We start from the raw sequence: 14,010 nt of genomic DNA, 5'->3' as shown, positions 1-14,010 counted from the left end.
GTCTGCTGTGAGGGTAGACCATCCGAAGACAAAGTAGGAGGCTATCGATTTGATAGCGGTCCTCTATGGGGCTCGGCGCTCGAGCAAACCATCCTGGACCCACTGTTTCAGCCACGTCACGGCTTGCAGTGGAGCACCCTCTGCATAAGTGACTGCCAGTTCCGCGCACAGTTCTGAAAAACTCCAGCCGGTGGTCACCATGCCTGCCAGGGCGCAGACTTCAGCAGGTTCCAGGCTGCGGTAATGGCACACATTCTGGTGCCGCCATACCAGGCAGATCTGCACCGGGTCCAGGGCCTGGCTATGGGGGAAGTCTGACTCATCCTTGCTGGCTCGCCAGATCGCCACGGTATTGAAGCGGCAGAAGACTTGTTGCACGGAGGGCGCCAGCGTCACCTGCAGGCCCGGCCAGTCTTCAGGGGCCAGGCTTGCCATGTCGTGAAGGGTCAGCGGTTCGCCCTGCGGCGCGTCGAATGCCAGGGTAAACGCCCACTCCAACCGCGCCAGCTCCGCCAGCGGCACACCTTGCTCCGCCACCAGATGCTCAAGGATAAACGTCGGGAAACGCTCGCCCAGCCAGCGCAGGCTGTAATGGGCCGAGGGGTAGCGCCGCACATAGGCTTCGGTCAGCGCGGCAAACTCGTCATCCCCCAGCCAATAGAGAATGGCGCTGAAGTCATGCCGCAAGACGTCCTGCAACCGCGAGATATAGGCGTTGTGATAAATCGCCAGGCCCGTGTCCACATCCAGCGTCGGCCCGCCCAGCAGGGTCGCGGCGAAGCCACTGTTGGCGACAGGTGTTTCGGATAAAAGGTGCTGTTCGAAGGCCAGCTGCCAATCGGTCAGGCGCATAACGATCTCCTGGCCAACGCCATGGCGCCCAGTTCACGGGCTTTGCTGAGCTCGGTAAGCAACTCTTCGAAGGGTGGGAAATGGTCGTCCCGCTCCAGTAGCGTCGACACCGGCCCCAGGTGCTCCAGCGTCTGTTGATAGAGGTCCCACACCGGGTCACACACCGGATGGTCATGGGTATCGACCACGTAGTCGCCGTAGTCCATGTGCCCGGCCAGGTGCAGCTGGCGGATGCTCTGCGGCGGCAGGTTGCGGATAAACGTCCAGGCATCGAAGCCATGATTGCGCGAGCTGACGTACACATTGTTGACGTCCAGCAACAACTGGCACCCCGACAGGTGGGCCAGGGCGTTGAGGAATTCCCACTCGGTGAACTCATCGGCCTTGGAACGCACGTAACTGGAGACGTTTTCCAGCACCAGCGGGCGTTCCAATGTGTCCTGCACTTGGCGCACGCGGGCGGCTACGTGATAGAGGCTTTCTTCGGTGTAAGGCAACGGCAGCAGGTCGTGCAACTGGTGGGCGCTGCCGCGGCTCCAGCACAGATGATCGGACACCCACGCCGGCTGGATACGCTCGGCGAGCTGTCTGATCTGCTTAAGATAGTCGGTGTCGAGGGCATGGGGCCCGCCGATGGACAGGGACACCCCATGCATCACCAGCGGATAACGCTCGGCTATCGCGTCCAGGTAGTACAAGGCTTTACCGCCCTGGACCAGGTAATTCTCGGAGATCACTTCGAACCAATCCACAGCCGGCGATTGTTCAAGGATCTGTTCGTAGTATTCGTTGCGTAAACCCAGGCCGTAACCCAGGAAGGGAAGAGACATGGCCATTGCGGACTCCTGGAAAAGTGTCCGCAGCGGCTTGAAGGCTCGCTGCGGTTGCACTCGGCTTGCGATTACTCGCCGACCTTGCCGCCGGCGGCGTCGCAGGCGGCCTTGGTCATGGCCTTGAAACCGTGACCTTTGCAGACAGCCTGGCCTTTACAAGCGTTTTCAGCGGTCTTGCAATCGTTCATGCCTTTGCAGGAGGTGACGCCGTAGCAATGAACAGTAGCGTCGGCGGCCTGTGCCTGGGTAGCGACACCGGCGAACATGGTGGCGGCAGCGATAGCCAGGGCAGCACCGGAAACGGCATTTTTGATGTTCATTTTTTATATTCCTCAACGATCAGTAGGGGTGTCGGGCTGAACGGATTGTTCAGTCTCGACACACCACTAGAGTGAGGCCCCTCATCCGCGTTACAGGGGTGCGCAAAAATTTCTGAAATTATTCTTCAAGCTTCAAAAGGGGCTCCTGGAAGCGCAGCAAGCGCCCGGCATTACCCAGGACCAGCAAGGTGCTGAGGTTATGCAACACCGCAGCAATCATCGCCCCGGCAGCGCCCAACCAGCCAAACGCGGCGAATATAACGATCGCCAAGGTCCAGCCCAGACCGATGATCACGTTGACCTGCAACGTCTGCCGGCACTGACGACTCAAGCGCACGCACGTCCCCAGGCGCCGCAGGTCGCTGCCGATCAACACCACATCCGCCGATGCCAGGGCGATATCCGCCCCGCCCGCGCCCATGGCCACGCCGACCACACCGGCCTTGAGCGCCAGCGAATCATTGATGCCATCCCCCACGACCATCGGCCGGAAACCGCTGCCGATTTCACCCAGCACGCGGTTGAGCTTGTCTTCCGGCAGGGCCTGGGCTTGGACGTCACTGATGCCCACATCCAGCGCCAGGCTGTCGGCGACGCTCTGGCGGTCGCCGGTGAGCAACAGTTGACGACCGAGGCCAAGGTCGCGCAGCTCTTGCAGGGCCTGGCGGGCCTCCGGCTTGACGCTATCGGCCAGCAACAGCCAGGCCAGAAACTGACCGTCCAACGCCAGCCCGGCGATGGGCCCATCGTGGTTCGGCACCGGCGTGGTCGCGATGCCCAACTGCTCGAACAATTCCGGGCGGCCCAGAGCCGCTTCGCCCTGATCGGTCTGCGCCACCACGCCGAGGCCCTGGCGTTCGCGGATATCCGTCAGCGCCAGCCTGTGTTCCTGCGTCGCCAACCCCGCCAACGCCCGGCTGACCGGGTGGCTGCTGGCCGAACCCAGGCTCGCCGCCAGGTTCAACAACACCTGCCGGTCCGGCGCCGTGGTGTCGATGGCGTGCAGACGCAGAGCGCCATAGGTCAGGGTGCCGGTCTTGTCGACCACCAGGGAGGTCAGGTCCGCCAGTTCTTCGAGGAACGCCGAGCTGCGAATCAGAATCCCATGCCGTGCCGCCACGGCGATCCCGGCAATCGCCGTGGCCGGCGCCGACAGCACCAACGCACACGGACACGCCGCCACCAGCACGGCAAGCATCGCCTGGGCATCATTGGTCACAAACCAGGTCACCGCCGCCAGCAGCAGCACCAGCACCATATAGCTGCCGGCGTACCGCTCCAGCAACCGCGTGATCGGCGGCTTGGAACGCTCAGCGTTCTGCATCAGTGCGATGACTTTGCCCAGGGTGGACTCGTTACCGGTGCGGGTCACTTGCAGGCGCAGCAACCCATCGAGGTTGATCGCCCCACCAAACACCTGCACACCCACGCTGGCTTCCAACGGCACCGACTCACCGGTAATCGGCGCCGTGTCCAGGCTCGCCTGGCCTGACAGCACCACGCCATCCGCCGGCACCCGGTCGCCGGCACGCACCTCGACGATGTCACCGGTATTCAGCGTGCCATTGTCTACTTCCCGGATGCTGCCATCGGCCTGCACCAAACGCGCATGGCTGCGGGTCAGCTTGCCCAGGGCATGGATCGCCTCCTGGGAGCCGATCACGCTGCGCTCTTCCAGCACATGACCAAAAATCATGATGATCGGCAGCAACGCGGCGGTCAGCAGGTCACCCGTGGCCCAGGCGCCGAGCATGGCCAGGGCGATCAGTTGGTCGGTGATGCCATGCAGGCTGGGGAATCGCAGGCTGTACCACGCCGAACGCATCACCGGCACTGCCACCAACAGCGATGCGACACCCAGCAGCAACTGGCTCACACCGCTCTGGTCCGGCGCCAGCCAGCGCCACACCAGGCCCAGCGCCAGCAACCCCAGGGCCAACATAGCCAGGGTCAATTGCCGGGCAGCGCTGCGCTGTTCTGCAGAGGTCAGCATGGGTGCGCTCATTGTTCGGCTCCCTGGATGATCAAGCGAGCGTCGTCTTTCGGATCGACCGTGGTCACGGAACCAGCCTGGCCGAGAATCTTCGGCAGGCGCTCGCGGTACAGGCGCAGCAGCAAGCCCGGGTCTTTCACCTGGGCCAGGCTGGCGACGGTGGCGGTCTGCGCCTGGGCATTGGCCAGGCGTTCACTGGCCTGGGCATGGGCAACTTGCACCAGGCGGTCGGCCTGCTGGGTCGCGGTCTGGGTGAGTTTCTCGGCGTCGGTGCGCGCATTGGCCACCGCCTTGTCGGCCTGCTGGCTGGCGGTGAGTACCGCATTGAAGGCATTCACCGCCGGGCCCGGCAGGCTCGACTGCACGTCGACGCGAGTCACTTCGATGCCCAACCCCAAGCCTGTGGACGCTAGCTCCACGAGGCGCTTGTTGATGCCTTGCACCAGGTCGCCGCGCAGCCGTTCGCGACGTTCGGCGGCGCCGTTGTCGGTGCCGATCAGTTCGGGGCGAGCCACCAGAATCGTGTCCAGGTCACGTGCGGCGGCCAGGGCCACGGCGCTGCGGGTCACCAGTCGATCCAGGGCGGGCAGCACATGCTCACCCTGCAACACAAAGGCGTAAGGCTCGGTGACTTTGTAGAACACCCGCACATCCAGTTGCACCACGCCGGCATCGCCGGTCAGCAGGTACCCGGAGCCGGCCAGTGCATCACTCAGCGGCGTGGCGAAACTGGCTACGCGGTCGGCCTGGGTCGCCGCATCGGAGCGCAACAGGTTCTCCACCCGACGCTCGATCACCCGGTCAGCCGCCGGCAACAGCACCACCTGCTCGAACGGCTGCGGCCACGCCAGCAACAGCCCGGCATTCTGGATGCGGTCGAGGGCGCCGAAGTGCAGCACCACGGCACGGTTCTGCGGGTCGATCTGGCGCACATTGGAAAACGCCCAGGCCAGTGCCGCCAGCACCGTCACTGCGTACAGCGCCAGAAACGTCAGGCGCCCGGCCTGTATCCATGGGCTGTCCGGGCTCTCACGCTCGGTCATGGCTGGATGTCCTTCGGTCCGTCTACCAAGGCACGGAACGGCGCAGCGTCGGTGCGCAGGATGATCTTGGTGCCCGGCGTGACCACGGTGCCCAGGGTATCCAGCGAGCGCAGCAGGTTATACAGCTGTGGATTGCCGGCGTAGGCACGGCCGTAGATCTGCGCGGCTTCGACCCGGGATTGCGCTTCGATATCGGCGGCTTTCACCGTGGCATCGGCCTGCATGATGCGCGCATCACGCTCGGCGGCAGAGCGGATCTGCGCCGCCTCGCGCTTGCCCACGGCGGTGCGTTCGGTGGCGATGGTTTCACGCTCGGCACGCATGCGGTCGACGGTGGCCGTCAGGGTGACCGACGGCAGCGTCAGCCGTTCGATACCGACCTGTACCACACGCACCCCGTAAGTATTGAGCAATTGTTGATCAATCTGCTGGCGCAGTTGTGCTTCGAAATCAGCGATGCGCACCTGGCTGGCGTCGGTGTTGATCAGGCTCGACAGGTCGAAGCTGGCCGCCGTGGTTTCCAGCGCCGAGCCGACGAAGGTGCGGATCTGCCGCGCCGCTTCATCCGGCTGGTTCTGCACCGCACGCATGAAGCGCTGCACATTGTCCGCATCGCCCTGCACCTGCCACGCCACGTAGGCCTGCACGATGATGCGCAGGCCATCGCGGCTGCCCACATCCTGCAGACCGCTGGAGGTGGTGCGCAGGCGCAAATCCACCGGGATCGCCGCTTCGAACGGCGCTGGCCAACGCCAGCCCAGGCCGGGCTCTAATAGCACCCGCGCCGGGTTGCCGAACCGGGTAATCACCGTGGCCTCGCCGGACCGCACCTGCACCAGGCTGGCGGCTGCAACTGCAAACAGCACCAGCAACGCCGCCCAGGCCATGCGCCGCCAGGGGAATGGGCCGGCAGCGTGCTCGTCACCGTGGTGATGGTGGTGATGGCCATGATGATGACCGTGATCGTGGGAATGAGCGCTCAACGGACCGACTCCTTATTGAACGGCTTTACGCGGCAGCGAAGGATCGGCCGGCAAGGTAAAAGAACGCAGATCGATCGTCGGCGCGCCATCGGCGCCCAGGCGGTGATCCAGGATAAGCAGCTTGGCGTGGGCCAGGCCCTGGCTGAGTAGACCGAGGTACTGTTCCAGCACGAACGCCTGCCCGGCGGTGGCATAGGCCTTTTGTTCAGCGGCAAAACGCAGGTCGGCCGCCTGGGCGCCAGCGTTCACTTCACGGGCGCTGGCCGTGGCCTGGTCGCGGGCGGTACTGGCTTGCAACAAGGCCTGGTTGGTTTGCTCGCTGGCCGCGCCGCGCTCGCGGGAGATCAGCGCCTGGGCGCCGATCTGCGCGGCTTGCACGCCGTGGTAGGCGTTGGCGGCACCGGCCGGCGGGTGGATCGCCTCGACCACCGTGGCGAGGATTTCCACGCCACTGTCGAGTTTTTGCAGATCGGCCTGTACGGCGCGGCCGATTTCGTCGGCCAGGCTGGTGCGTTGTTCGCCGAGCAATTCGTCGAGGGTGCGCGAGGCAAAGTCATGTACGAGGATGCGGCTGGCGGTGCTGCGGATCAGGGTCGGCACGTCCGCGCTGTTATAAGTGGCGGCGAGCGCGGCCTGGTCGCTGAGGCCGATGCGGTAGACGAAACGCACGTCCATGTTGACGATCTGGAAGCCCTGCTTGTCGCCGCTGCTGCTGGCGATCACCTGGGACTTATCGTTCACATGGCTGGCGTCCCACAAGCGGTTGGCGATCAGCGGCGCCGGGCCTTCGGCGGGCGTCAACGCCGGCGCGGCGGCGTCGCTGACACTGGTGGCCAGCTCGTGCACCACGCCGTTTTCGACGCTGATCACGCGGCCCAACGGCCAGGGCAGGCCGGCATGCAAACCGGGGCCGAATACCTGGATGGGTTTACCGAAGCGTTCATAAATCCCACGGCCTTGCAGCGGCACTTCATGCACGCCGGTCAGTGCCCAACCTACTGCCAGCACCACCAGCAGCACCGGCAGGAACGCCCGGCGCATGTAGGTAAACGCCCAGATCTGGCGCAGGTCGATGCCGAAGCGGTTATGCAATTCGTGCTGCAAGGCGAGCAAGGGTTGAGGCGGCCAGCGCAGCAGCCCGGCGATAAAACTGTGCGCCATCAGGCGGGGCTCAAGGCGGGGCTGGCGTGGGCTGAACAGCGACAACACGGCCCTCAGTACAAACTCCAGCGAGACCAGCGCGGGCAGCAGGCCGATCAACACCGCCAGGCGCAATGGCCAGATGGACTCGGCACCAGCGAACAGCAGGCAAATCGCACTGAGCACCAGGCACACAATCGCCACCCGACTCAACTGCGCGAGCTGCCCGGCTTCCGGCCATTGCGCGACGGTTTCCTGGGCCAGGCGACGTTCAAATACCAGCAAGCCAAACGCCAGGGCCAACGCCAGCGCGGCGCCGATGCTGGCCGACTGGCCGACCGGTGCAGCGGGCAACCCCAGGTTCCAGAACTCGACAATGCTGATCAACGCCAGCAACGCCCAGCCGCCAAGCCACAACACGGGCGTGCCGATCTGCGTGCCAAAACGCTGCATCAGCCGTGCATAGCGGCCGGGGTCTTCAAGCGGCACTTCAGCCGCGGGTTGCTCCATCGCCTGGGCGCGCCAGTCCGCCACCCACCACGCCGATTGCAATCCGGCCACCAGCAGCAGCAACGCCGACGCACAGTTGATCAACACAACCGGCCAGATCGACAGCGGCGCAAACAGCGCGACAAACAGCGCCAGCACCCAACCGGCAACGGCCAGCACCGTCAGGCTGATACCAGCCTGGCGCAATCGACGGGCATGAAACGACCCTTGTTGAAAACGCGGAAGGCCTTCCACCGAAGCGCCGTCAGCTTCCAGATCCACTTGCATCCACTCAACGCTCACGTGTACATAATTCGTTACGATATAACACGGAGCGTGAAATTTTTGTTCGAAAAACATTGCTTTAAGCGGTACACCGTTCCCGTGTGGGAGGGGGCTTGTCCCCGACAGCGGTGTGTCATCCAACACCGGTATCAACTGGCCCACCGCCATCGGGGGCAAGCCCCCTCCCACATTTGATCTACCGCACCGTCAAGATCGTGATTAACCCCCCATAAACGCGAGCCATCACTAGTGCCGGCAACGAATTATCGTCACACTCCAGAACAGTTTTTCGCGGGCTCACGGACAAGGAAGCGTCACCCCCCATGATTTCGATCTATCAGCTCAAGCCGCGTTTTCAAAACCTGCTGCGTCCACTGGTGCAGCGCCTCTACGACAACGGCACCACCGCCAATCAGATCACCGTTTTGGCCGGCGTGATTTCGCTGCTGGTCGGCCTGCTGATCGCCAGCTTCGCCACCCACCTGTGGCTGTTCGCGCTGATCCCGCTGTGGATGATCCTGCGCATGGCGCTCAACGCCATCGACGGCATGCTCGCCAGGGAATTCGGCCAGCAATCGCGCCTGGGCGCCTACCTGAATGAGCTGTGCGACGTAATCGCCGACAGCGCGCTGATCCTGCCATTCGCACTGATCCCAGGTGTGAGCCTGGTGCCGGTGCTGCTGGTGGCGCTGCTGGCGGTGTTCAGCGAGTACGCCGGTGTGCTCGGTCCGATGGTCGGTGCTTCGCGCCGCTATGACGGGCCGATGGGCAAGAGTGATCGTGCCTTTGTGCTCGGCGTACTGGCCACCGGCGTGGCGCTGGGCTGGCTGGGCGTCGGCTGGGTCGACGCGGTGATGTGGCTGGTGGCCGCCCTGCTCGCCTACACCCTGGTCAACCGGGTGCGCCAGGGCCTTAAAGAACAACAAGAAACCTCACCGATTGCATAAGGATTTTTGCGATGCGCGAACAGCAAGAGCACACCTTCAGTACCCATGATGGCGTCGAGCTTTTTTATCGCCACTGGCCGGCCACGGAAACCACCGGTCAGCGCCAGGCCATCGTGCTGTTCCATCGCGGCCACGAGCATTCCGGGCGTATCGCCCACCTGGTGGATGAGCTGAACCTGCCGCAATTCGACTTCTTCGCCTGGGACGCCCGCGGCCACGGCCAATCCCCCGGCGAGCGCGGCGACAGCCCCAGCTTCGCCACCAGCGCCCGCGATGTGCAGACCTTCTGCGACCACATCGGCGCCACTTACGCCATCGAGGAAGAAAATTTTGCCGTCGTCGCGCAAAGCGTCGGCGCGGTGATTGCCGCGACCTGGGTGCATGATTACGCACCGAAAATCCGCGCGCTGGTGCTTGCCTCCCCGGCGTTCAAGGTCAAGCTCTACGTGCCCTTCGCCCGGCCGGGCCTGGCGTTGATGCGCAAGTTTCGCGGCAACTTTTTCGTCAACAGCTACGTGAAGGCCAGGTTCCTCAGCCATGACCCGGAACGCGTGGCGTCGTACGACAGCGACCCACTGATCACCAAGGCCATTTCGGTCAATGTGCTGCTGGGCCTGTACGAAGCCGCCGACCGGGTCGTAGCCGATGCCCAGGCGATCCAGGTGCCGACCCAGTTGCTGGTCTCCGGCTCCGACTTTGTGGTGCACCGCAAGCCCCAGCAACAGTTCTTCGACCGCCTGGGCAGCCTGAAAAAAGAGCTGCACATTCTCCCCGGTTTCTTCCACGACACCCTCGGCGAACGTGATCGCGCCACCGCTGTGAGCAGCGCCCGGCGCTTCATCCTGCAGAACTTCGAACACCCGCTGGATCGCGCTTCGCTGCTGGACGCCGACAAACTCGGCGCCACCTGCGCCGAATCCGAAGCCCTGGCCGCACCGCTGCCGCGCAACTCCCTGCGCGACCTGTACTGGCGCATGACCCGCGCCAGCATGGGCCTGGGCAAGAACCTGTCGGACGGGGTGAAACTGGGCTTCGATACCGGTTTCGACTCCGGCAGCACTCTGGACTACGTGTACCGCAACACGCCTACCGGCAAAGGCGGGCTGGGGCGGATGATCGACACCAATTACCTCAACTCCATCGGCTGGCGTGGTATTCGCCAGCGCAAGCTGAATGTGGAGGAACTGCTGCGCCTGGCCATGGCCAAGTTGCGCGGTGAAGATCGGGAAGTGCGCATCGTGGATATCGCCGCCGGCCACGGTCGCTACATCCTGGAAGCCTTGCAGGGCGTGTCGCCGCTGCCGGAATCGATCCTGCTGCGCGACTACAGCGACATCAACGTGCGCGACGGTGGCGCGTTGATTCGCGAGAAGGGTTTGGGGGATATCGCGCAGTTCGTCAAAGGTGATGCGTTTGATCGCCTGGACCTGGCGGCACTCGACCCCAAGCCGACCCTGGCGGTGGTGTCCGGGCTGTATGAGTTGTTTGCCGATAACGGCATGGTCGGCGGTTCGCTGGCCGGGCTGGCCGAAGCAGTCGAGCCCGGCGGTTACCTGGTCTACACCGGCCAACCCTGGCACCCACAGTTGGAATTGATCGCCCGTGCCCTGACCAGCCACCGCCAGGGCCAGGCCTGGGTGATGCGCCGGCGCAGCCAGGCGGAAATGGATCAACTGGTGGAGGCGGCCGGTTTCCGCAAAATCACCCAGCGTGTGGATGAGTGGGGCATTTTCACCGTGTCCCTGGCACAGAAGATCTGAACATGCGCGAACCCGGTTTATTGAAACCCGCGGTGCTGTGGCTGCTGCTATTGGCGCCGCTGTTCTTCAGCACCTACGGCTTTGCCACCTGGGTCACCAGCCAGCGCAGCGACGTCGGCACGCTGGTGTTCGGCTGGGAAACCCATATGCCGTTCTGGGCATGGACGATCGTGCCTTACTGGTCCATCGACCTGCTATATGGGTTTTCGTTGTTGTTGCCCAACACCCGGCATGAGCTGAAGCAACATGCACTGCGCTTGCTGAGTGCCCAGGTGATTGCCGTGAGCTGCTTCCTGCTCTGGCCGTTGCGCTTTACCTTCGAACGGCCGGAACTGGATGGTGTGTTTGGCTGGCTGTTTGCGGTGTTGGCCGGGTTCGACAAACCGTTCAATCAGGCGCCCTCGCTGCACATCGCGCTGCTGGTGATCCTGTGGGTCATGTACCAGCGCCACACCCAAGGCGTATGGCGTTGGCTGGTACATGGCTGGTTCGCGTTGATCGGTATTTCGGTGCTGACCACTTATCAACACCACTTTATCGACTTACCCACAGGCGCCCTCGCCGGGTGGATTTGTGTGTGGCTGTGGCCGGTGGAACATCCGAGCCCGTTGTTGAGTGCACGGCTGACGCGAGATCCCAAGCGCTGGCGGTTGGGCGTGCGCTATGGGCTTGGCGCGGTACTGTTGGCGATTCCAGCGTTTGTACTGGGCGGTTGGTGGCTGTGGCTACTGTGGCCGACGGTTTCCCTCGCCTTGATCAAGGCCAATTACTTGGTGCTGGGGGCTTCGGGCTTCCAGAAACGCACTGACGGCCAACAGACGCCCGCTGCACTCTGGCTATATGCACCCTATCTGGCCGCCGCCTGGATCAACTCGCGCCTTTGGACACGCAAGCATCCACAGCCCGACCTGATTGTGGATAACGTCTGGCTCGGGCGTATTCCTGCCACAAGCGAGCAAGTGCCCTTCAAGGCCATCGTCGATCTGTGTGCCGAATTACCGATTAATCCACAGGGGCGGGCCTATCAATCCATCCCGGTACTCGACCTGATCGCGCCCACGCCTGCCGAATGCCTGCAAGCCGCCCAAGCCATCGAGCGTCTTCGCGCCAGCGGCCCCGTGCTGGTGTGCTGCGCCCTCGGCTACTCGCGCAGCGCTACCGCCGTCGCCGCCTGGTTGCTGCACACCCGGCGCGCCGCGACGGTAGAGCAAGCGCTGTCTATCATTCGTGCAGCACGGACCGATGTGGTCCTGCGCCCCGCACACCGAGAAGCGTTGGAGGGATTGCCCCATGCCCGCTGATATGGAACTGCAGGTGGTCGCCAGCCTGCTGCGTCGTGGCCGTTCGCTGGATCAGTTATCCACAGGCCTGACGCTGGCCGGTGTGCTGTTCGGCCTGGCCCAGTTGTTGATGGCGAGTATTTCGATCATCTGCCTGCTGCTCAGCCTGTGGATGATTATCCTCGGGCTGCTGCAAAAGTACTGGGCGCTGCGCGTGGCGTTCGACGCCGACCTGTTCGCCCTGCTGGCTCGCGACATCGAGCGCACGCCGGACCTCGACCAGGCCCTGGTGACGCTCGGCCTGCAATCGGCCAAGCGTATTGGCCGGCCCTGGGCTGAACGCCGTCGCGGCGCGCTCAAACTGTTGCGCAAACAAGCCTGGCTGCTCGGCGCGCAAGCGCTGCTGACCCTGGGCGTGATCCTCGCCAGCCCTTGGCTGCCTTTCGCCGGATAAGGAATCCCCATGTTCGAACCCGTGGTCGCCACGCTGATTACCTCCATGGCCCGCACCGTCACCGGCGCCCGCAGCCTGTGGCTTGGGTGCGCGCCGGTGCCGGTGCAACGCATCTACTTCGCCAACCACAGCAGCCACGGCGACTTTGTGTTGCTCTGGGCGTCATTGCCGCAAAACCTGCGCAAATTCACGCGCCCGGTGGCCGGCAGTGATTACTGGAACAAAAGCGCCCTGCGCCGCTACATCATCAACCGGGTGTTCAACGGCGTGTTGATCGACCGCGAACGCAAGGACCCTGTGGATAACCCTCTACAGCCGATGCTCGACGCCCTGGAAGGCGGCGACTCGCTGATCATCTTCCCGGAAGGCACGCGCAACCTCGAAGACGGCCTGCTGCCGTTCAAAAGCGGCCTTTATCACCTGGCGAAAAGTTACCCACAGGCCGAGTTGATCCCCGTGTGGATCGCCAACCTCAACCGCGTCATGCCCAAGGGCCGCGTGCTGCCGCTGCCTTTGTTGTGCACCACCAGTTTCGGCGCCCCGCTGCAATTGGAAGACGGCGAAGACAAAGCCGCCTTCCTGGCCCGTACCCGCGATGCTCTGCTCGCCCTTGCTCCGGAGCACGTCTGACATGGATAGCCAAACCCTGATGTTGTTCGGCGGTATCGGCGCGATTCTGGTACTGGCCTCGCTGATCGGCCTGATCCTCAAACTGCGCACCCGTGGCACGCCCAACGCGGTGATCGACAACCTCAACGCCCGCATCAACGCTTGGTGGGTGATGGTGGTGGTCATCGGCATCGCCTTCTGGCTCGGCACCGGCGCGGTGATCTTGCTGTTCTACGCCGTCTCGTTCTACGCCCTGCGCGAATTCCTCACCCTCACCCCCACCCGCCGCAGCGACTATCCCGCGCTGGTCGCCGCGTTCTACCTGGCGCTGCCGCTGCAATACCTGCTGATCTATTCGGACTGGTACGGGCTGTTCTCGATTTTCATCCCGGTGTACGTGTTCCTGCTGCTGCCGATCCTCGCCTCCCTGGGCGGCGACAGCACGCACTTCCTCGAACGTGCCTCGAAAGTGCAATGGGGCCTGATGATCGCAGTGTTCTGCGTATCCTTCGTGCCCGCCCTGCTCACCCTCGACATCCCTGGCTACGAAGGCCGCAACCTGTTGCTGATTGCCTACCTGGTGATCGTGGTGCAACTGTCGGACGTGCTGCAGTACGTGTGTGGGAAGTTGTTCGGGAAGCACAAGATCGCACCCAACCTGTCGCCCTCCAAAACCGTCGAAGGCTTCGTCGGCGGGATTCTCCTGTCATCCCTGATCGGCGCAGCCCTGTGGTGGACCACGCCGTTCAACCCGTGGCAGTCGTTCCTGATTGCGCTGCTGATCAACCTGCTCGGCTTTGCCGGCGGCATCGTGATGTCGGCGATCAAGCGCGACCGGGGCGTGAAGGACTGGGGGCATATGATCGAAGGGCACGGCGGGATGCTGGATCGGTTGGATTCGGTGTGCTTTGCGGCGCCGATCTTCTTTCATCTTGTGCGCTACTGGTGGACCTGAGGTCCGCTCTAAAGCCAGATAACGATCTGGCAGGTGGTGAGTTGGGCTGCGCAGCAGCCCCATGACA

At 63.6% G+C, this 14,010-nt stretch carries 13 protein-coding genes; 6 read left to right on the top strand and 7 right to left on the bottom strand.

Going from position 1 to position 14,010, the window contains the following annotated elements; all coding sequences use genetic code 11:
- Positions 1 to 63: 63 nt before the first annotated feature.
- From BM017_RS04555 to hflK (BM017_RS04525), 7 genes are all read right to left on the bottom strand, one after another.
- Positions 64 to 852 carry an HvfC/BufC N-terminal domain-containing protein gene (locus BM017_RS04555; RefSeq protein ID WP_092241539.1) on the bottom strand — a complete coding sequence of 263 codons (789 nt, stop codon included), beginning with the start codon at positions 850 to 852 and terminating at the stop codon, positions 64 to 66.
- Positions 843 to 1,688, bottom strand: coding sequence for an MNIO family bufferin maturase (locus tag BM017_RS04550; RefSeq protein ID WP_092241537.1), 846 nt, complete (start codon positions 1,686 to 1,688; stop codon positions 843 to 845). The genes BM017_RS04555 and BM017_RS04550 overlap by 10 nt, the downstream gene beginning before the upstream one ends.
- A gap of 65 nt (positions 1,689 to 1,753) precedes the next feature.
- Complete coding sequence (locus BM017_RS04545; RefSeq protein ID WP_071490868.1) at positions 1,754 to 2,005, bottom strand: BufA2 family periplasmic bufferin-type metallophore; 252 nt, start codon at positions 2,003 to 2,005, stop codon at positions 1,754 to 1,756.
- Positions 2,006 to 2,123: 118 nt separating this feature from the next.
- On the bottom strand, positions 2,124 to 4,010 hold the full coding sequence (locus BM017_RS04540; RefSeq protein WP_092241535.1) for a cation-translocating P-type ATPase: 1,887 nt from the start codon (positions 4,008 to 4,010) through the stop codon (positions 2,124 to 2,126).
- Positions 4,007 to 5,041: a protease modulator HflK gene (gene hflK / locus BM017_RS04535; protein ID WP_092241533.1), complete on the bottom strand. Its 1,035-nt coding sequence runs from the start codon at positions 5,039 to 5,041 to the stop codon at positions 4,007 to 4,009. The genes BM017_RS04540 and hflK (BM017_RS04535) overlap by 4 nt, the downstream gene beginning before the upstream one ends.
- Positions 5,038 to 6,024, bottom strand: coding sequence for a protease modulator HflC (gene hflC, locus BM017_RS04530; protein WP_092241531.1), 987 nt, complete (start codon positions 6,022 to 6,024; stop codon positions 5,038 to 5,040). Before hflC ends, hflK (BM017_RS04535) begins: the two co-directional genes overlap by 4 nt.
- A gap of 12 nt (positions 6,025 to 6,036) precedes the next feature.
- Positions 6,037 to 7,941: a protease modulator HflK gene (gene hflK, locus BM017_RS04525; RefSeq protein WP_092241529.1), complete on the bottom strand. Its 1,905-nt coding sequence runs from the start codon at positions 7,939 to 7,941 to the stop codon at positions 6,037 to 6,039.
- A 320-nt stretch (positions 7,942 to 8,261) separates the two neighbouring features.
- Between hflK (BM017_RS04525) and BM017_RS04520 the strand changes: the two genes are divergently transcribed.
- The 6 genes from BM017_RS04520 to BM017_RS04495 are packed head-to-tail and all read left to right on the top strand — an operon-like array spanning position 8,262 to position 13,943.
- Entirely contained in the window at positions 8,262 to 8,885 is a 624-nt protein-coding gene (locus BM017_RS04520) for a CDP-alcohol phosphatidyltransferase family protein (RefSeq protein WP_071490873.1), read from the top strand.
- A gap of 11 nt (positions 8,886 to 8,896) precedes the next feature.
- A complete protein-coding gene (locus tag BM017_RS04515) occupies positions 8,897 to 10,645 on the top strand; it encodes a bifunctional alpha/beta hydrolase/class I SAM-dependent methyltransferase (RefSeq protein ID WP_071490874.1) in 1,749 nt (582 codons plus the stop codon).
- Between the two features lie 2 nt (positions 10,646 to 10,647).
- Complete coding sequence (locus tag BM017_RS04510) at positions 10,648 to 11,946, top strand: phosphatase PAP2/dual specificity phosphatase family protein (RefSeq protein ID WP_092241527.1); 1,299 nt, start codon at positions 10,648 to 10,650, stop codon at positions 11,944 to 11,946.
- The gene (locus tag BM017_RS04505) at positions 11,936 to 12,379 is read left to right on the top strand and encodes a hypothetical protein (protein ID WP_092241525.1); all 444 of its coding nucleotides are present in this window, start codon (positions 11,936 to 11,938) and stop codon (positions 12,377 to 12,379) included. The genes BM017_RS04510 and BM017_RS04505 overlap by 11 nt, the downstream gene beginning before the upstream one ends.
- A gap of 9 nt (positions 12,380 to 12,388) precedes the next feature.
- Positions 12,389 to 13,009, top strand: a complete 621-nt coding sequence (locus tag BM017_RS04500; RefSeq protein ID WP_071490877.1) for a lysophospholipid acyltransferase family protein — start codon at positions 12,389 to 12,391, stop codon at positions 13,007 to 13,009.
- Position 13,010: 1 nt separating this feature from the next.
- Complete coding sequence (locus BM017_RS04495; protein ID WP_017528659.1) at positions 13,011 to 13,943, top strand: phosphatidate cytidylyltransferase; 933 nt, start codon at positions 13,011 to 13,013, stop codon at positions 13,941 to 13,943.
- The last annotated feature ends 67 nt before the right edge of the window (positions 13,944 to 14,010 follow it).

The sequence above is a fragment of the Pseudomonas sp. NFPP04 genome, assembly GCF_900113815.1.
Classification (GTDB): domain Bacteria; phylum Pseudomonadota; class Gammaproteobacteria; order Pseudomonadales; family Pseudomonadaceae; genus Aquipseudomonas; species Aquipseudomonas extremorientalis.
The sequence above is the reverse complement of the archived record's forward strand: the minus strand, read 5'-3'. Positions and strand labels throughout refer to the sequence as shown.

Bases quoted from the DNA above. Each gene is read 5' to 3' on its own strand.
- BM017_RS04555 (WP_092241539.1), bottom strand. From the start codon at position 852: ATGCGCCTGACCGATTGGCAGCTGGCCTTCGAACAGCACCTTTTATCC.
- BM017_RS04550 (WP_092241537.1), bottom strand. From the start codon at position 1,688: ATGGCCATGTCTCTTCCCTTCCTGGGTTACGGCCTGGGTTTACGCAAC.
- BM017_RS04545 (WP_071490868.1), bottom strand. From the start codon at position 2,005: ATGAACATCAAAAATGCCGTTTCCGGTGCTGCCCTGGCTATCGCTGCC.
- BM017_RS04540 (WP_092241535.1), bottom strand. From the start codon at position 4,010: ATGAGCGCACCCATGCTGACCTCTGCAGAACAGCGCAGCGCTGCCCGG.
- hflK (WP_092241533.1), bottom strand. From the start codon at position 5,041: ATGACCGAGCGTGAGAGCCCGGACAGCCCATGGATACAGGCCGGGCGC.
- hflK (WP_092241529.1), bottom strand. From the start codon at position 7,941: ATGCAAGTGGATCTGGAAGCTGACGGCGCTTCGGTGGAAGGCCTTCCG.
- BM017_RS04520 (WP_071490873.1), top strand. From the start codon at position 8,262: ATGATTTCGATCTATCAGCTCAAGCCGCGTTTTCAAAACCTGCTGCGT.
- BM017_RS04515 (WP_071490874.1), top strand. From the start codon at position 8,897: ATGCGCGAACAGCAAGAGCACACCTTCAGTACCCATGATGGCGTCGAG.
- BM017_RS04510 (WP_092241527.1), top strand. From the start codon at position 10,648: ATGCGCGAACCCGGTTTATTGAAACCCGCGGTGCTGTGGCTGCTGCTA.
- BM017_RS04505 (WP_092241525.1), top strand. From the start codon at position 11,936: ATGCCCGCTGATATGGAACTGCAGGTGGTCGCCAGCCTGCTGCGTCGT.
- BM017_RS04500 (WP_071490877.1), top strand. From the start codon at position 12,389: ATGTTCGAACCCGTGGTCGCCACGCTGATTACCTCCATGGCCCGCACC.
- BM017_RS04495 (WP_017528659.1), top strand. From the start codon at position 13,011: ATGGATAGCCAAACCCTGATGTTGTTCGGCGGTATCGGCGCGATTCTG.